Origin of the sequence: Caballeronia sp. GACF4 (genome assembly GCF_023631025.1) — a bacterium.
GTDB lineage: Bacteria > Pseudomonadota > Gammaproteobacteria > Burkholderiales > Burkholderiaceae > Caballeronia.
Genome location: NZ_JALQDW010000006.1, coordinates 19,802 through 37,313, shown reverse-complemented (window position 1 = coordinate 37,313; position 17,512 = coordinate 19,802). Strand labels below are relative to the sequence as shown.

The 17,512-nt window shown below is 61.9% G+C and carries 13 protein-coding genes; 7 read left to right on the top strand and 6 right to left on the bottom strand.

The genetic code is table 11. The features are described from left to right. Positions 1-8: 8 nt before the first annotated feature. The 4 genes from NCR40_RS08020 (at position 9) to NCR40_RS08005 (ending at position 7,254) form a co-directional block, all read left to right on the top strand. A complete protein-coding gene (locus NCR40_RS08020) occupies positions 9-908 on the top strand; it encodes a Solitary outer membrane autotransporter beta-barrel domain (protein WP_250509164.1) in 900 nt (299 codons plus the stop codon). 422 nt (positions 909-1,330) lie between these two features. Next, a complete protein-coding gene (locus NCR40_RS08015; RefSeq protein ID WP_250509163.1) occupies positions 1,331-2,611 on the top strand; it encodes an efflux RND transporter periplasmic adaptor subunit in 1,281 nt (426 codons plus the stop codon). Positions 2,612-2,626: 15 nt separating this feature from the next. Then, positions 2,627-5,761, top strand: coding sequence for an efflux RND transporter permease subunit (locus NCR40_RS08010; RefSeq protein WP_250509162.1), 3,135 nt, complete (start codon positions 2,627-2,629; stop codon positions 5,759-5,761). Further along, positions 5,758-7,254: an efflux transporter outer membrane subunit gene (locus NCR40_RS08005; protein ID WP_250509161.1), complete on the top strand. Its 1,497-nt coding sequence runs from the start codon at positions 5,758-5,760 to the stop codon at positions 7,252-7,254. The genes NCR40_RS08010 and NCR40_RS08005 overlap by 4 nt, the downstream gene beginning before the upstream one ends. Here the strand turns inward: NCR40_RS08005 and NCR40_RS08000 are convergent. Continuing rightward, entirely contained in the window at positions 7,207-7,764 is a 558-nt protein-coding gene (locus tag NCR40_RS08000; protein WP_244831730.1) for a TetR/AcrR family transcriptional regulator, read from the bottom strand. The two genes, NCR40_RS08005 and NCR40_RS08000, sit on opposite strands and share 48 nt — an antisense overlap. Positions 7,765-7,832: 68 nt before the next feature. After that, the gene (locus tag NCR40_RS07995; protein WP_250509160.1) at positions 7,833-8,744 is read right to left on the bottom strand and encodes a LysR family transcriptional regulator; all 912 of its coding nucleotides are present in this window, start codon (positions 8,742-8,744) and stop codon (positions 7,833-7,835) included. A 135-nt stretch (positions 8,745-8,879) separates the two neighbouring features. On the opposite strand from NCR40_RS07995, the gene NCR40_RS07990 reads away from it, so the two are divergent. Together NCR40_RS07990 and NCR40_RS07985 are read left to right on the top strand one after the other, a co-directional pair. Continuing rightward, complete coding sequence (locus NCR40_RS07990) at positions 8,880-10,295, top strand: amidase (protein ID WP_250509159.1); 1,416 nt, start codon at positions 8,880-8,882, stop codon at positions 10,293-10,295. Between the two features lie 123 nt (positions 10,296-10,418). Further along, complete coding sequence (locus NCR40_RS07985; RefSeq protein WP_244831727.1) at positions 10,419-11,432, top strand: hypothetical protein; 1,014 nt, start codon at positions 10,419-10,421, stop codon at positions 11,430-11,432. Between the two features lie 12 nt (positions 11,433-11,444). Here NCR40_RS07985 and hfq read toward each other — a convergent pair whose 3' ends face one another. From hfq to NCR40_RS07965, 4 genes are all read right to left on the bottom strand, one after another. Beyond that, a complete protein-coding gene (hfq, locus tag NCR40_RS07980; RefSeq protein WP_250469659.1) occupies positions 11,445-11,717 on the bottom strand; it encodes an RNA chaperone Hfq in 273 nt (90 codons plus the stop codon). Between the two features lie 213 nt (positions 11,718-11,930). Continuing rightward, on the bottom strand, positions 11,931-13,709 hold the full coding sequence (locus NCR40_RS07975) for a hypothetical protein (RefSeq protein WP_250509158.1): 1,779 nt from the start codon (positions 13,707-13,709) through the stop codon (positions 11,931-11,933). 289 nt (positions 13,710-13,998) lie between these two features. After that, on the bottom strand, positions 13,999-15,159 hold the full coding sequence (locus NCR40_RS07970) for a helix-turn-helix transcriptional regulator (protein ID WP_250509157.1): 1,161 nt from the start codon (positions 15,157-15,159) through the stop codon (positions 13,999-14,001). Positions 15,160-15,334: 175 nt separating this feature from the next. Next, positions 15,335-16,360, bottom strand: a complete 1,026-nt coding sequence (locus NCR40_RS07965) for an AraC family transcriptional regulator ligand-binding domain-containing protein (protein WP_250509156.1) — start codon at positions 16,358-16,360, stop codon at positions 15,335-15,337. A 157-nt stretch (positions 16,361-16,517) separates the two neighbouring features. On the opposite strand from NCR40_RS07965, the gene kce reads away from it, so the two are divergent. Continuing rightward, complete coding sequence (kce, locus tag NCR40_RS07960; RefSeq protein ID WP_250509155.1) at positions 16,518-17,456, top strand: 3,5-dioxohexanoate:acetyl-CoA acetone transferase; 939 nt, start codon at positions 16,518-16,520, stop codon at positions 17,454-17,456. The last annotated feature ends 56 nt before the right edge of the window (positions 17,457-17,512 follow it).

Here is a 17,512-nt window from a genome sequence, read left to right as displayed (position 1 = left end):
GCGTGGCCATGCCACGGGTCGCGTTTGCGCAGTCGGTCGCGGATCAGGTCGCGGGCGTCCGGCTCGGCTCGGGCTATGCGCAACTGCTGAACCTCGCAGCCACGCCGGATATCAATTCCGCTCACTTCGACCTCTCCAATGCGGGCATCAAGCCCACCATCGACATCTTTCGCGTGCCGTATGAGTCGAAGCTCGCGACGATCACACCCGGAAGCGATATCTTCTGGCGTGTTTCCGCGGGCTATCTTTCCAATCGCGCGACCTTGCCAGTGGATTCGCCATCGCCCGGAGCGGGCAGTATCGGAAGCAAATGGTCCGCTTTCAGCCTGGGCGGCGGCGTAGTGTTGCGCCAGAAGCTCGGCTATGGCTTCACACTCACGCCCGCCATCGATGCCGGACTCGCGCGCCTCATCAACGGCGCCAGCTACGAAGGCTCCGCGAAGCCGCTGAGTTCACTCACCGATGGCGTGCTCTTCAACTGGCATACGAATGCATGGCTCGTCACGCCGAACGCCGGCATCGAATGGATGCGTGAGCAAGACGAGCAAAGCCTCAGCGTCAAGGCACATATTGCATGGTCGTGGATCTCGACCTTCGATGAATCGCCGGGACTCGAGGGCTTTCGGGAAACCGCCGGCGTGTACTCGCTGCGTGTGGAATATGCGCGGCCGACATCGCTCAGCGTGTTCGAGCGCAAGCTCGACTGGTTCGTGCGCAGCGGCTACGGCGGCTTCTTCGGCGCGAACCGAAGTGCGCTCGGCTTTTCCACTGTTGCCGAAGTCGGCCTCGGCTTGCTGACTCCGTTGAGCGCCAAAACTCAGGGTGGAACTAGCGTGAAACTAGGCGTGAGCTATTTGTTCGGACCAAACATCCGGGGTTGGTCGGCAAGCCTGGGCCTGCAGTACTGAACAAAAAAAAGCGCACGGCGCAATGCCGTGCGCTCCGGCAGCAAAGGGCGGGGGTTGGAGGAGTCCACCCATCGATGCCTGCAAAGCGGACGAGAAACAACCTCTATCCGCAACCGTTGACGGCTCCATGACGAGAGCCATCACTCGCCACACTACAGCACGGCATTCGCCGCATAAATCGCTCTGTCTGAACACACATGACACGGCGCGCGAACAATCCCGCAGAGCCTTGTCCGGCCGAAGCTTGCGCACGTTCCGTTTTTCATATTCCGGTTGCGACTATTGAAAACGCTTGACCAATAAGATTGTATACGTAATCTAAACGCCTTTAGACGATGGTTGACATCCAAACGAGCCGGACGGGACACGTCTTCCCGAGCGGCGCTCGGCGGACGATCCCAATTCTCTTGAGGTGAACGCAGGTGGATACGAAAGCAAAACTCGATGACGAGGCAGAGGCGCGGCAAGGCCATCGTCCGCCAGCCCGGCGCCGCACCGCCACGTGGATCGCCATTGCGGCCATGCTGGCCATAGGCGGCGGATGGTTCTACAACAACCATCGCAATGCCGGAAGCACCGCAAGTGTGCAAGCCGCACCGCCTCGTCATGACGTGACCGTGAGCAAGCCAGTGGTGCGCGACCTCGATACGCGCTTAGGGTTTCTCGGTCAGTTCTCGGCTGTGGATCAGGTCGAGCTTCGCGCGCAAGTGGGCGGAACGCTCACGGGCATCCACTTCAAGGATGGCGATGTGGTCCGCAAAGGCGATCTGCTCTTCACTATCGATTCCGTGCCGTACGAGATTCGGCTCTCTCAGGCAAAGGCGCAGCAGCAGACCGCGCAAGCGCGTCTCGTGCTTGCGAAGCAGGAACTGGAGCGCGCGCAGGAGTTGCAGCGAGGCGATGCCGGCACGCGGCAAAGCGTCGAACAACGCACTTCCGAACTGCACGGCGCAGAGGCCGCGTTGGACGATGCCGCCGCGCAGATTCGCGACGCGCGCTTCGATCTCAATCACTGCAAGATCTTCGCGCCGTTCACGGGACGCATTGGCAGGCACCTGGTGTCGGCGGGCAATCTGATCGCGGGCAGCCGCGCGGCAACGAGCCCCACCACGCTGCTCGCCACGCTCGTTTCGCTCGACCCCATCTATCTCGACTTCGACATGAGCGAGTCTGACTTTCAGTCGTTCTCGCGCTATCGCGCGGATACGAAAGGGCCGCTTGCGAACAGGGTCGAGCTGGCCTCCGGCGAGGGCACGGACGCGGACTATTCGCGTCAGGGCACGCTCGACTTCCTCGATAACGTGATCGACCGCGCGAGCGGCACCATTCATGCACGCGCCACCGTGCCGAACGCCGACTTGCGGCTCACGCCCGGCGAGTTCTCGCGCGTGCGGCTTGCCGTGGCGCATCCCGCAGCGACCTTGCTGGTGCCGGATGCATCCGTGTTGCCGGATCAATCCGAGCATGTCGTGATGACCGTTGCAAACGACGGCACCGTCACGCCCAAGCGCGTGGAGATCGGCGAGATGCGCGGCGGCTTGCGCGTGATCCGTGCGGGACTGACACGCGATGATCGCGTGATCGTGGATGGTCTGCCATTCGCCGCGCCCGGCTCGAAGGTGACTACGCGCGACGGTACCGTCCGCTATGAAGCGAACGACGCGCAGACGACGCGGACCACGCAGACAGCGCAATCGAAATAGCGGAACGACACACTCATGCGTATTGCTCACTTCTTTATCGACCGTCCACGATTCGCGACGGTCGTCAGTGCCTTCCTGACGTTGATCGGACTCGGCGCCATGTACGTGCTGCCGGTTGCGCAGTATCCCGAGATCGTGCCGCCGACCGTGCAGGTGACGACATCGTATCCGGGTGCGTCGGCGGAGACGATCGCGCGTACGGTAGCGACGCCGCTCGAACAGCAGATCAACGGCGTCGAAAACATGCTCTACATGGGCAGCCAGTCGACCGGCGACGGCAGGCTCACCGTAACAGTGACATTTCGCATCGGCACCGATCTGAACGTTGCGCAGATGCTCACGCAGAACCGCGTGCAGGATGCCTTGCCGCGCTTGCCTGAAGACGTGCAAAGACTCGGCGTGCAAGTGCGCAAGTCCACGCCGAGCATTCTGCTCGCGGTGCATCTCTATTCGCCCGACAAGCTGCGCGACACGTTGTATCTCTCGAATTACGCGACGCTGCATGTGAAGGACGCGCTTGCACGTATTCAGGGCGTGGGCGATGTGCAGTTCCAGGGCGCACGCGAATACGCGATGCGCATCTGGATCGACCCCGATCGTGTCGCGGCGAGCAACCTCACCGCAAGCGAAGTGCTGACGGCACTGCGTGCGCAGAACCTGCAGGTCTCCGCGGGCGTGCTGAACCAGCCGCCATCGGGCAACAGCGAGGCGTATCAAATCAACGTCGAGGCACTGGGGCGTCTCGCCACGCCGGAGCAGTTCGGCGATATCGTCGTGAAGTCGGACGGACAGGGGCGCATCACGCGTATTCGCGATATAGGCCGCGTGGAAGTGGGCGCGGCCGACTACGGTTCGACCGCGTTCATGGATCGCAGCGATGCGTCGACCTTGCTCATCTATGCCGAACCCGGCGCGAACTCGCTCGCGGTCGAGAAGGCCGTGCTCGGCGAGATGCGTGAACTCAAGCGCGACTTTCCGGTGGGTCTCGACTACAAGATCATCTATGACCCGACGATCTTCATCGGCAAGTCCGTCGATGAAGTCGTGACGACCATCTTCGTTGCGATCCTGCTCGTGGTGGCCGTGGTCTTCGTGTTCCTGCAGAACTGGCGTGCGACGATCATTCCCGTGGTGGCCATTCCCGTGTCGTTGCTCGGCTCTTTCATCGTGCTCGCTGCGTTCGGGATATCGCTGAATAACCTCTCGCTGTTCGGGCTCGTGCTTGCGGTGGGGATCGTGGTGGACGATGCCATCGTTGTCGTCGAGAACGTCGAGCGGAACATGCGCGCGGGCATGTTGCCTGTGGAAGCCGCGCATCGCACGATGGACGAAGTGGGCGGCGCGCTGCTTTCGATTGCGCTCACGTTGTGCGCGGTGTTCGTGCCATCGGCTTTTCTGAGCGGCATCTCGGGACTTTTCTTCCGGCAGTTTGCAGTGACCATCGCGGCGTCGACGGTGATCTCGTGTTTCGTTTCACTCACGCTGAGTCCGGCACTGTGCGCCGTGCTTTTCAAGCCGCATAGCGAACACGATGCCGAGCGTTCGAACTGGGCTTCGCGCATCATGCACGGCGGCTTTGCGCGCTTCAATCGCGGCTTCGAGCGCCTTTCGTTCGGGTACGGTAACGTCACGCGAAGGCTCGTGCGCGGGTTGACCGTGGTGCTTGCAGTGTATGTCGCGCTCATCGGATTGACCGCGCTGCAATTCGCGCGCACGCCGACGGGCTTCATCCCCGAGCAGGATCAAGGTTACCTGATTACCGTCGTGCAGTTGCCGCCGGGTTCGTCGCTGCAACGCACTGAGAAGGTCGTGCGTCAGGCCATCGATATCATCTTGTCGACACATGGTATCGAGCACGTAGCGCCCTTCGTCGGGCTCGATGCAACCACGCTCACGGTGGCATCGAATTCTGGCACGGTGTTTTCAGGCTTGCCTTCGCTCTATAGCCACTCGCTGCCGGGCGTGACGGCCAACACCGTACTCGCCGATATGCGCAAGCGCCTCTCGGTCATCAAGGACGCATACGTGTTGACCATTCCGCCGCCGCCGGTGCAAGGAATCGGCAATGCAGGCGGCTTCAAGATGATGCTCGAAGATCGTGCCGGCCTTGGACCGGAAGCGCTCGTGAAGGCCGCGAACGCACTCGTCGCGGCGGCCAATCGAGATCCGAATCTCGCGGGCGTGTTCACGCTCTTCAATGCGGGCTCGCCATCGGTGTTCGCGAACATCGACCGGGTCAAGGCGCAAAAGGTCGGCTTGACGCCCACGGATGTGTTCTCCACCTTGCAGGTCTATCTCGGCTCGCAATACGTGAACGACTTCAACTATCTGGGGCGCACGTATGAAGTGATCGTGCAGGCGGACGGGCGTTTCCGGCGGACAGGTGAGGACATTACGCGGTTGAAGGCGCGCAATCAGGCCGGCGATATGGTGCCGATAGGAACCGTTGCGCATCTGGAAGACCGCACGATTCCGTATCGCGTGCCGCGCTATAACCTCTATCCGGCAGCGGAAGTGCAGGGCGTTGCAGCGCCGGGCGTGGCGACGGGCACCGCGCTGCATCGCATGGAAGAGCTTGCGCATCAGGTGCTGCCGCAGGGCATCGGCTTCGAATGGACCGAGCTTGCATATCAACAGCAACAACGCGGCACGCCCACGCTCGTCGTGTTCGGCGCGGCTGCGCTCTTCGTGTTCCTCGTGCTCGTGGCGCAATACGAGAGCTGGAAGTTGCCGCTTGCCATCGTGCTGATCGTGCCGATGTGTATTCTCGCGTCAGTCACCGGGCTTTCGTTGCGTGGCATGCCGATAGATATCCTCGCGCAGATCGGCTTCGTCGTGCTCGTCGGGCTGGCGGCGAAAAACGCGATTCTGATCGTCGAGTTTGCGAAGCAGAAGGAAGACGAGGGCGTGTCCGCCGTCACCGCTGCGGTGCATGCGGCGCGTACCCGTTTGCGGCCCATTCTCATGACCTCTTTCGCGTTCATTCTCGGCGTCGCGCCGTTGGCCGTGGCAACCGGCGCGGGCGCGGAGATGCGGCAGTCGCTCGGCACCGCCGTGTTGTTCGGCATGCTGGGCGTGACAGGCTTCGGTCTGCTCTTCACGCCAGCCTTCTATGTATTCATTCGCCGGTTCGGCAAGGGGCGTGCATGATGAAGCCATCGCTCACATGGATTGCGTCATCGACGTTATTCGCGGCGCTTGCCGGTTGCGCGGTCGGCCCCGACTACGTCACGCCTCAAACGGCCCTGCAACCGCTGCAGCACGTGCCCGCACAAACCGGCAAGACCGCTCCACCGCTCGATACCTGGTGGACCGGCTTCGACGATCCCATGCTCGTCACCGTGGTCGAGCGCGCGTTGTCGCAGAATCTCGATCTCGCGGCGTCGTTCGCGCGAGTACGGCAGGCACGGGCGGCGGCGGCATCGGCGGGTGCGCAGTTGTTGCCGACGGTGGACCTCGATGCATCGGCGAGCGCGCAGCATCAAAGCCTCGTCAGCCCGCTCGGCTCGCTTGCGCACACTTTCCCTGGCTATAGCCGCGATCAGCGCGAATACACGGTAGGCGCGGCGGCAAGCTGGGAAATCGATCTGGCAGGCGGTCTGCGTCGCGATGCGGCCGCCGCCACGCGCGAGGAAGAAGCCGCGCAGGCCGAGCAGGCCGGCACACGCGTGACAGTCGCCGCCGATGCCGCCGATGCCTATCTGCAAGTGCGCGGCTTTCAGGCACGTCTTGCGGTGGCGCAGGACCAGATATCGACGGATGCGAGACTGCTCGACATCGTGCGTCTGCGTGTGGCCGCGGGCGCTGCCGACGAACGCGAAGTCGCGCAAGCCGATGCACTGCTCAAACAAGCGCGCACCGTGGTTCCGACGCTGCGTGTGCAACTCAACGCGCAGTTGAATCGACTGGACGTGCTGATGGGCGTGCAGCCCGGCACGTATGCGAGCGAATTGGCAACAGCGGCGGATATCCCCGGCATTCCATCCATCGATGCGTCGCCCGATGCCACCGCGCTTTTGCGTCAACGTCCCGATGTGATCGCGGCGGAGCGGCGTCTCGCGGCATCGAATGAACGTATTGGCGCTGCGATTGCCGACTATTATCCGAAGCTCTCGCTAACTGGTCTGCTCGGCTTCGATAGCGGCGGCTCGCATGAGCTGTTCACGGCGCGCGCGTTTCAACCGGCGATTACGGCGGGACTGCGCTGGCGTCTCTTCGACTTCGGCAAGGTGGATGCGGAAGTCGCGGCGGCGCGTGGCGCGAATGCGGAGGCGCTGGCGGTTTATCGGCAGAGCGTGTTGCGTGCGGCGGAAGATGTCGAGAACGCGTTCGTCGCATTGAGCGAAACGCAGAACCGGGGTATTGAACTCGATGCCGAGGTGGCCGCGCTCACGCGCGCACGCGACTTGTCGCAGCGCGCTTATAAGGCCGGTGCGATCACGCTCACGGACGTGCTGGATGCAGACCGTCAGTTGCTCGTGGCACGCGACGATCTCGATGCCACGCGCGCCGATGCAGCGCGTGCGGCGGTCGGCGCATTCCGCGCGCTTGGCGGCGGCTGGCGCACGCAACCCGCCGCTACCGCAGACGATGCCTCACTGAGCGAGCGCCTTTCTGGCCTCGCGAAGGATGGTGTCAGATAGCGCTGGCTCGTTGACCATGCGCGCCAGCGTCAGCGCGCCGATCATGGTGGAGAGCATGACGAGCGCCTGCTTCCTCGCGGCGGCGGGCGGCTCGTCGAGACTACCGGCGAACAGTTCGACCAGGCGCTCGATGCCCGCGGTCGCGGCAGTGCGCACTTCGTCGCTGGAACGCGCGAGTTCGCTCGACAGCGCGACGAACGGACAACCCGCGCCCGCGTTGTCGCGATGCTCCGGCGAAAGGTAATCCGCAACGGCGGCGTTGATGCCGCTCTTGCGCGTAAGCGCCGACGACATGGTCTCGCGCAACGTGTCGCTCGCCAGTTCGAGCGACTCCAGCACCACTTGTTCTTTCGATCCGAAATGCTTATAGAAGCCGCCGTGCGAGAGGCCGGCTTGCGCCATGAGATCGGCGAGCGCGGTGCCATCTATACCGTTCTCACGAAAGCGCGTGGACGCCGACTCCACTATGCGTTCGCGCGTTTCGGCTGCTTCCTGTCGGGACTTGCGCATGACGTGTCTATCTCTCTTCCAAATGGATGTAATTTAACATCCAAAAGCGTGCGTGACCAATCGCATCTTCAACGCTTTTTCAAAGGCGCGCCCACGCTGCCGATGTCGTTCAACGCTTCGAGAAAGGCCGCGACCTTCGGCAATTTTTCGCGGCCATGCGCGTAAGCTGCGAAGACTTCGAGCGGCACGAAGGAAAGTTCAGGCGCGGCATCGACGACACTGCCATCGGCCAACGCAGACCCTATCGCATACATGGGCAGGACCGCGACGCCCAGCCCCGCGCGGCAAAAGTCCGCAAGCGCGAACAAATCGCTCACGACCATCTTCGGCGTGAAGCTGATCTCGGTTCGTTTGCCCTGCCAGATGACATTCCAGCTCGTGCGCGGCGCGTAGGTCTGCAGCGCGAGGCATTCGTGCGCGACGATCTGCGCAGGCTCGGTGATCGGTCCATGCATGGCCACGTACGCCGACGACGCGCACAAGCAAAGATCCGCGGAGGCAATGTGCCGCTCGCTGATTCCCGATTGCGATGTCGATGCAAGGCGCACGGCGACATCGAAATTGCCTTCGAGCAGGTCGGCATAGCGATCCGAGAGATCGACCTCGAAACGCAGCCGCGTATGACGGTTTGCAAGCCGCGTAACACATGGAATGACGCAGGCGCGGCCGAATGCGGTCGGCATCGTGATGCGCAACAGGCCTTCGGGTTCGGCCGCGCCGCGTTGCGCTTGCGCTTCGGCGTGTCGAAGACGCAAGAGGATGTCGCGTAATTCGCTCGCGTAGGACTTGCCGGCATCGGTCAATGCGACGTGTCGTGTCGTGCGTTCGATGAGGCGCACGCCAACTCTGCTCTCCAGAAGCGAAATGCGCCGGCTGATGGTGGATTGCGTGACACCCAGTTCGCGCGCCGCAGCGCCGAACCCACCGTATTCGGCGACGAAGAGAAACGTTTCGGCTTCCAGCAAGCCTGTGCCATTCATGCGTTTCCTCGATTTCTCATATCCACGCTGGCGATGTTAATCGAGTTGGCGGATGGATGTACTCTGGCTTCGTTCGCTGCATCGTCGTCGCAACGCTCAAGCGCACGCACCGAAAAACCATCAAAGGAGTATCAGATGAATTCCAACGATCGAACCCGCATTCACTACGCAAGCGCAACCGAACTCGCGCGCCTCATTCGCACTCGCGAATTGTCGAGTGTCGAAGTGATCGAGGCACATTTGCATCGTATTGAGGCCGTGAATCCCAAAGTGAATGCCGTGGTGACGCTAATGGGCGAACAGGCCCTCGAAGCCGCCAGGCAGGCGCAACGAGCCGTGATGAGCGGCGCCACGCTCGGGCCGCTGCATGGCGTGCCTTTCTCCATCAAGGATGCACTCGATACCGCCGGCGTGCTCACGCAGCGCGGCTCGCGGCTCTTTGCCGGCAACGTACCCGCGCAGGACGCTACGTCGGTCGCGCGCTTCAAGGCTGCAGGCGGCATCCCGCTCATGAAAACCAACTTGCCCGAGTTCTCGGCGTGGACCGAGACCGATAACCTCGTTACCGGCCGAACCAATAATCCGTGGAATCTCGAACGCACGCCGGGTGGTTCGTCGGGCGGCGAGTCGGCGGCGATCGCGGCTGGCATGTCGCCAATCGGTATCGGCAGCGATGTTGCCATTTCGGTGCGCGGGCCGGCGGCGTTCACTGGCATCGCCGCACTCAAGGCCACGCATGGCCGCGTGCCTTATACGGGCCACTATCCGGGCGTGATCGCGCGCTGGTGGCATGTCGGGCCGATGGCTCGCACGGTCGGCGATGTCGCGCTCGGTTACTCGATTCTGAAAGGCCCCGATGGCTTCGATGGTTACGCCGTGCATGCCCGCAACGCCGACGCGGACCGTGCCGGGATTGCAGGTCAACCCGTGCGGGTAGGATGGGTATCGGATGCCGCGTTCGGCCCGGTCGATCCCGAGATCACCGCCGCGGTCAAGGCTGCCGCCGCGCGTCTTGCCGATCTCGGCTGCGATGTCGAAGAGGTACGCCTGCCGTTTCTCGGCGAGCCGCTCAGTGCGCTGATGACGCTTGTCTTCGGCGAACTCGTGCCGTCCGTCAAGGCCATAGTGAAAGGCCGCGAGCACGACTTGCACGCGATAGGCAAGGGCATCGTCGAGACGCCGGACCCTGCGTTCGCCGACTTCATCGGCGCCGAAGCGAAAGCGGAAGCGCTCAGGTCTGCGTTCGCCGGATTCTTCGAGCAATACGATGTGCTGCTTTGCCCCGTGAATCCGATGACCGCAACGCCGCACGGCGCGCAGGAACTCGTGGTCAATGGCGTGACGGTGCCGTGGACGCATGTGATGAGCGCAACGTCACCGTTTAATCTGACCGGCTTGCCGGCGCTTTCGGTGCCCTTCGGCTTCAGCTCGGAGAACTTGCCGATCGGCGTTCAGTTGGTCGCGAAGTGGCTCGATGAAGCCACGATCTTGCGGCTCGGCGCGCTCATCGAGCGCAAGGGCGGCCTCGGCGAGCGGCGGCCTGCTATCTGAGCGGTGCGCGGCATCGGCGAATGTGTGCGCTTGCGTACGCAGACGAATGCAAATCGCGAGGCTTCGTCGCCTATCGCCTAAGCTTTCAGAGCGCCGGGTTCGTCCCGGCTGCCTTGAGCTTGCATGACGAAAAGGGCGGGGGAGACGATGCCGGACAAACTGACAGTGATTCAGTCGCAGCAGATGAACGCGCACGGCGAGCCGGACGTGGGCACGTTCAACTGGCAGTTCCTGGCGCAAGGGGACTCGTGGTTCACGACCAATACGGTCGAGCATTGGAGTTCGTCGAATCTGCTAAAAAACCTGGAGTTCGCGCAGGCGGCGGTCGCGGTGAATTGCGCCGACCCCGGCGATACGCTCACTCACATGGTCGACCTTCGTCGAGACCCTTTGTTTTATTCGCTGCTGGCCGGTCCCAAGGAACAGCCGTGGAGCGCGATTTTGCTTTCGGGCGGCGGCAACGACCTCATCGATGCCGTGCAGGTCGCGGCAATCGGCGACAACGGTGTGCCTGTCGCGCCGCACGAAAGACTGCTTCTCACGAGCGACGAATGGGGCGGGCCGCTCGCCGCCGCCGATAATCGCTACATCTCGGCGCAAGGTTGGGAGACCTTCAGGCTGCATCTGGAGCAGCAATTCAAGGCGCTGGACTTCATGCGCTCGAAGAGCAAACACAACACGAATACGCCGATCTTCACGCACACCTATGACTACGCGACGCCTCGCGCGAGCGGCGCGGGTTTGGGAATTGGACCGTGGCTCTTGCCTGCTCTGACAGACTATAAGATCCCTGCGAACGACTGGAACGCCATTGCGGACGCGTTCATCGACAAACTTGCTTCGATCAGCATGAGCCTCACGTTGCAAAATTTTCATGTGATCGATACGCGAGGCATCCTCACGCGCGCCGATGCGCAAGCGTCGGGCATCAGCAATGATTGGGAAAACGAAATTCACGCGACCGAAGCCGGATACGGCAAGCTCGCGGTGCCTTTCGTCAGTCGCGTGAGCACGGTGCTGGGGTTGGCTGCGCCAGCGTCGCCGCTCGGTGTGATCGAGACGGCGCCAGCGCCCGTGGTGACACCGGCCGTTGCAGCGAAGCGTCGCGGGCGAGGCACCGGCGTCAGACCTGCGTAAAGGTACTGCGGTCTATTTTCGATGCGCGCGCTCGACGCGCGTCATCGAAGCGCGTTCGTCCGTCCGTTTGGGCGGGAGCGTGTGCGGTTCGCAAACGGTCGATATCGCGTTCTTGTAGATGGTCTGTATGCCGTTCGGCGATTGCACCGCGAGCACATATTTATCGAACGATTCGATCAGTCCTGTCAGCTTGATCCCGCTCACGAGAAAGACCCATACGGTTTTTCGCTCGGCGATCAAGGTCTCGAGGAAAGTCGACTGAATGTCAGTATCGGCTTGAGTCATGGCGGCCGTCCCTTTCCGTGAGTACATCGCTCCCAGAATACGCGCCGCGCAAGCCCCGACGTGTGGGGTGGGCCACAGGCAAAACCGGTCTCTCTCGGAATCTCCGTGGAAATACTGTTTTTTATGTTGGTTATTTCTTAGTATGTTTAGGTGGACTGGGTTTTAAGTATTGATATAAAACGGGTGAACGCCGGAACACGTCGCCCTCGGCTGCTACTCCTTCTTGTCATCCACCTGCATGATCCAGTGGCCGCCCGCATTGAGAAACCGCGCCTCGGAAGTCTCGCCACCACCGCTGCCAAGCGTCGTGAACATGCCACGCATGGCATCGGCGGGTCCGCCCGATATGTTCATCGAATAGTCGCAGACATAACCCGGCTTGCCCGATGCCGGCGCGCAACCGAGCTTCTGAAACGAGTCGATCCGCATGGGTTCGTTACCGCGCACCGACTTGCTGCCCATGAACATGGTAGTCAGGCAGAGCATGGCATCGCCGCTCGTGAGCCTTGAACGGTCGGCCTGCTGGCAACGCTCGTTTTGCGATGAGATACCTTGCGCGATGGCCTGCGCCCGATTGTTGACCGCATCGTACATTTCCGCCGCCGTGGGTTCGCCGCCCGAATGCGATGCCCGCTCGGATGACTTCGATGTGGTGCGCGGCTGTGCATCGGCGACGGCGACCGGACGCGCCGAGTCGTTGCCGGACGATGTCTCGTACGCATCGCCGAGCGCGCTGCGTTTGCGCAAGTCTTCTTGGTGCGCGACCATCGCTGTGGCAATCGCCACGCTGGCCGGCGCGTTGGCATCGCTATCCATCAGATAACGCGACTTGATCTGCGCGATCTCCTCGCCCGAACGAGCGTGCCTGATCTGCTGCTCGATTTCTCCTCGCGAGCTTTCGAGCGCCTGGGCGCGCCGGCTCAGAAAATATTGGTAGGTTTCCTGAACGCTCGGCACACGCTCCATGCCGTCGTAGCGCCGGCGGAAGTCCGCGCTCCACGTACGCCCCTGCTGCAGGCCGGCCAAGCCAGTGCCGAGCGCATCGATGCTCCGCCGCTCGACGGCTTCCTGCGCCGTGCCCAACTGATTGAGCGCGACGCCGATCTTCGCCATCTCGGCGTTGCGCGATGTCGTGAGTGCCGTGGAGAACGCTGGCCGGTTTTGCATGCGATACAACTTCGCCAGTTCCACCATGCCGGGATAACCGCGCGCGTTGTCGATGGCCTGCGCCGTCTGCGCGTCCTCGACAGGTATCGCCACGCGTTGTTCGACAACCGTCATGCGTTTCGCGAACTCATCGCGCTCGGCGCGGGGTGCTTGCGGCAGAATCTTTTGCGCCGATGCTTCGATCTCGATCAAACGCGCGTGGCCCGTTTCATCGGCTTTGAGCGACTCCGCTTCCGTCGCGAGTTCCGTGAGTCCGCCAGTCGCGGCGCGCGACTGCGCGAGCAGGCGCAGATTGCTGTTATAGCGGAAAGAAGTCATCGCGCGAGTGGCGGCGGCCTTCTGATCGGGCGGAATCGATGCGAGCGGTCCGGTCGTGCTGAAACAGTGCGGCAAGATCTTGCTGGTGTACTCCGTCAGCATCTTCGGGTCTATCTGATCGTAGGTCTTGCCGAACACGGGAGCAAAGCGCGCGTCCTGAATCAGCGCTGTCACGGCCGGGTCCGATTGCGGCGATTGCGCCGCACTCATGCCACCGCCGCCAGCGGGAAGCGGTCCGGATGTGAGCCACGTTTTTACGTCGTCACACTGCGCCTTTGCTTCGTATTTCTCGTATTGTCCCTTCGCTGCGTTGACGAGCGGTTGCACATGAAGGTTCGCTCCGCCGCCACGCAGACTGTTCATGATCTGGCCGAAATTGAGGCCGTCGGCAAAGGCCTCGGGCGCGAGCGTCGCACAACAGAAGCCGGCGAGAACGACGCCGGTGCGGCGCAACGACAACGAACTTGCTACGACGCCAGCGCGCGCCATATTCCGGGCGGTAATCATGTTCGCTCTCCCAAATGACTGATGAATTGCCCTGGTATCCGCATCTTATGAAGGATGTACAGCACGAAGACCACGCGACGATCAACCGACGCGGGCCGCTCGTAATGCATGGTCTCCTCGCGATACGATTCGTCGCGCCAGCATGAAAACGCAGGGCGGCTCACCCAGAACAGGGCGGCCATGTCGTGATCGCGCTCGGTCGTGAATGACGCGCTCGGAACGCGAGACGCTATGAATCTACGGCGGACGGGGCGGGCAGTCGTCTCCCAAATAGGAGATGCGTGAGGGCTTACGGATGAGGCGAAATGCTCGCGACGCTACGGGCCACCAGTGCGGCAAGCGCGCCTTGTCTGCTGGTGCCGGTCTTGGAAAGCACTTTCTTCAGATGCGAGCGCACGGTGCCGAGCCCGACGCCGAGCGTGGCGGCAATCTGATCGAGCGATTGTCCTTCGCCGATAGCGACCGCTATCGCCGCTTCCGCGCGCGTCAGTCCGAACAGGTCCCGAAGCGTGCGCGTGGCGGAATCCCCGGAAACCTCAGGATCGCGAATGAAAATGCTTGCCGCAGGCCGTGACACATCCGCCGACGCCCAATTGGCACGCCACGGCGCTACGAGCAAGGTGAGCGGCAATCTGCCTTGCCGTGGCACGGCGAGCGCCGCGCCAGCCGCGTGAGCCGCGCCGTTCGAGGTTTGCGCGGCGTCGCGTATCAGCTTTGCAAGGCGGCTGTTCAATGCGGGACTGTTCATGCACACGCGCCGTGCATGCGTGCGAATCTCGGATGACGAAGCCAGTAGATTCTCGGCAGCGCGGTTCGAATACAAGACCATGCACGATGCATCGACCACGAGCACGCTGGTCTCGATGCAATCGAGCGCATCCACTGCCGCGCGTTGTGCGAGCGCGGTGTCGCGCAACCGTTCGCGCAAGCCGAGCGCGCGGCGCACATGCGGAAACAGCACGCCCAGTTCCTGACGATCGTTCTCTACAAAACGCCCTGCGGAAAGCGGCCGATGCACGCCAAGCACACCTGTCTCACCATTGCCAACGGGAAACAGCACCCCAACCATATGATAAATATCGAGCCGCCGCGTCCAGTCCTGATAGAAGCCGGTGCGCTCGAATTGCGTATCGGGCATGAGGCTTTGGCTCGTGAATACTTCGCCCGGATGAAGCCGCGCGGAGTGTTCGACCCATAGATCGTTCCGATGCCAGTAATCCGCCCAGGCCTGTTCGTTCGGCGCGACACGCAGATTGTCGGTCACGCTTGCGAGCTTTGGACCGCGAGGACCGCCGCATGTCTTGAGCACGCCGCTCGTGGCGTCGAACGCTCGTGCAATGGCCGAAGCCACGCCGGCCCATTGAGCGTCGTCGAGCGCGGCATCGTAGAGAAGACTGATTACCGGACCGAGCCGGTCTTGATGTCCGACCGGTTTATTGTCTGCGTCCATGATCTTTGCCTCGCGGTTGCTCACGAGTTCAGGACCGAAGCGTGGTCCGTAGACGAAGGCCTTCGGGTTGCAAGGCCTCGAATGGAATTGCAGATTACACCTTAGGTAACCGAACTAAAAGGGAAAGCTTTGAGTGAGTAGTGCACCGGCAGAGTGCGAATGTGTCCGCAATTATTTATCGTCGCAGCTCGCCAGGCCCTTTGCCCGTCCACCGCTTGAGCGCGCGGCGGAAGTTCGCCGCATCGCTGAAGCCGAGAAGCATCGCGACGTCGTCGGTGCTCATCTTCGTCGTCTTCAGATATTCGAGTGCGAGCGAACGTTTTACATCGTCCACGATAGCCACGAACGACGTCCCTTCCTCATCCAGACGACGCCGCAACGTGCGCGTGGTGAGATGCATCGATTCGGCGACCGCTTCCATGCCCGGAAAAACGCCGGGTGTGCTCATCAGGACCTGATACACCTCACCCGATACACCGCTCGATGTCTTCGCCTGACCAATCAACCGGTCGCACGTCTCCTGAAGCAGCGCTGCCGTGAGCTTGTGCGCGAGTTGCGGCTTGCGGTCGAGAATGGCGCTGTCGTAGACGAGCTCGCATTGCGGCTGATCGAAATAGCACGGGCAGCCGAGATATTTCGGATAGATATCCGCGTGCGCGGGCGCAGGATACGAAAAGCACGCCTTGACCGGCGGACAGACGCTGCCCGCAACATCCTGAAGATGCGTCACATGCTGCGTGTATTGCTGTTCGATGATGAACTCGCGCAGTTCACACGATGGGCTCGAAATAAATGCATCCGGGAAAGTCCAGACCATTCTGTCGGGATATTCGGTCCATTCGATAGCGACTGTCGGTGTCGCGAGCCGGTGATACCGCACGCCCAGCTTGAAGTAGTCGCGCAATGAGAGACACGACATCAGCGCGTATCCATACATGCCGTAAGCCGACAGATGCAGCTTGCCGCCGACCTTGAACGGCGTGGCCGGTTCGCACGATAGCGCCACTGCATTCCGGCAAACGGTAGCGTATTGCCCGATGGAGGTCAGCACGGAAGCGTCTTGCAACTCCTCCGCGCTCACGCCCACGCCGCGCAGACTGTCCGCCACAGCAATGCCTTGTTCAGCCAGCACCTCGACCAGCGCGGCGATCTTGTAGGGCGCGTAGATGCGCTCGTTGAGCGGCGGGCGGGTCGTCGCCATGGCTCTCCTCGCAATGTCCTCGCGGGACTTCCGTGTGTCCGAAAATGACCTTTTCGACGAGATGCTATCTCACTACTATCAGTGTCACAAGAGTTCGTCCGTCGATACGGGCGGCATCGAGACCCGATGAAAACTCAATGGAGACAAGGATAGTCAGATGAGCAATCCGGCCCGCAAGGTCATCATTTCGTGCGCCGTCACGGGCGCGACCCACGTTCCGTCGATGTCGGAATATCTTCCGCTCACGCCCGCGGACATTCGCGATCAGGCAATCGAAGCAGCCGAGGCGGGTGCCGCGATCATCCATCTGCATGCGCGCGATCCCGTAGACGGACGGCCCACGCCAAGCCTCGACATCTTCAGGCAGTTCGCGCCGGCCATCGCGGAGGCGACCGACGCTGTCATCAACATCACGACAGGCGGCAGCACGCGCATGACGCTCGAAGAACGGCTTGCTTATCCGCTGCATGCCGCGCCGGAGATGTGCTCGCTCAACATGGGCTCGATGAACTTCTCGATTCATCCACTCGCCGCGAAGATGTCGACGTGGCGTTACGACTGGGAGAAGGACTACGTCGAAGGCATGGAGGACATGATCTTTCGCAATACCTTCAGGGATATCAAGCGAATCCTCCAGCAACTCGGCGACAAGGGCACGCGCTTCGAGTTCGAATGCTACGACCTTGGGCATCTCTACAATCTCGCGCATTTCGTCGATCAGGGGCTCGTCAAGCCGCCGTTCTTCATTCAATCCGTGTTCGGCATTCTCGGCGGCATGGGCGCGGACCCGGAGAATATGACGGTCATGCGCGCAACCGCGGATCGTCTCTTCGGACGCGACAACTATCACTTCTCGGTGCTTGGCGCCGGACGTCATCAGATGCCGCTCGTCACCATGAGCGCCATTCTTGGCGGCAATGTGCGCGTGGGTCTGGAGGACAGCGTGTATATCGCAAAGGGCGTGAAGGCCGAATCGAACGCGCAGCAGGTCAGAAAGATTCGCCGCATTCTGGAAGAGCTTTCTTTCGAGATCGCAACGCCTGCCGATGCACGGCGAATGCTCGGTCTCAAGGGACGCGACGAAGTCACGCTCTGAATCCCATGCTCAACGCTGCCACATAAAAGAACAGCAGCGGACTTATCAGGAGACAA

Coding starts and splice junctions, on each gene's coding strand:
- NCR40_RS07965 (WP_250509156.1), bottom strand. CDS start 16,360: ATGGCGACGACCCGCCCGCCGCTCAACGAGCGCATCTACGCGCCCTAC.
- NCR40_RS08020 (WP_250509164.1), top strand. CDS start 9: ATGCCACGGGTCGCGTTTGCGCAGTCGGTCGCGGATCAGGTCGCGGGC.
- NCR40_RS07975 (WP_250509158.1), bottom strand. CDS start 13,709: ATGATTACCGCCCGGAATATGGCGCGCGCTGGCGTCGTAGCAAGTTCG.
- NCR40_RS07985 (WP_244831727.1), top strand. CDS start 10,419: ATGACGAAAAGGGCGGGGGAGACGATGCCGGACAAACTGACAGTGATT.
- NCR40_RS07990 (WP_250509159.1), top strand. CDS start 8,880: ATGAATTCCAACGATCGAACCCGCATTCACTACGCAAGCGCAACCGAA.
- NCR40_RS08000 (WP_244831730.1), bottom strand. CDS start 7,764: ATGCGCAAGTCCCGACAGGAAGCAGCCGAAACGCGCGAACGCATAGTG.
- NCR40_RS07995 (WP_250509160.1), bottom strand. CDS start 8,744: ATGAATGGCACAGGCTTGCTGGAAGCCGAAACGTTTCTCTTCGTCGCC.
- kce (WP_250509155.1), top strand. CDS start 16,518: ATGAGCAATCCGGCCCGCAAGGTCATCATTTCGTGCGCCGTCACGGGC.
- NCR40_RS08005 (WP_250509161.1), top strand. CDS start 5,758: ATGATGAAGCCATCGCTCACATGGATTGCGTCATCGACGTTATTCGCG.
- NCR40_RS07970 (WP_250509157.1), bottom strand. CDS start 15,159: ATGGACGCAGACAATAAACCGGTCGGACATCAAGACCGGCTCGGTCCG.
- hfq (WP_250469659.1), bottom strand. CDS start 11,717: ATGACTCAAGCCGATACTGACATTCAGTCGACTTTCCTCGAGACCTTG.
- NCR40_RS08010 (WP_250509162.1), top strand. CDS start 2,627: ATGCGTATTGCTCACTTCTTTATCGACCGTCCACGATTCGCGACGGTC.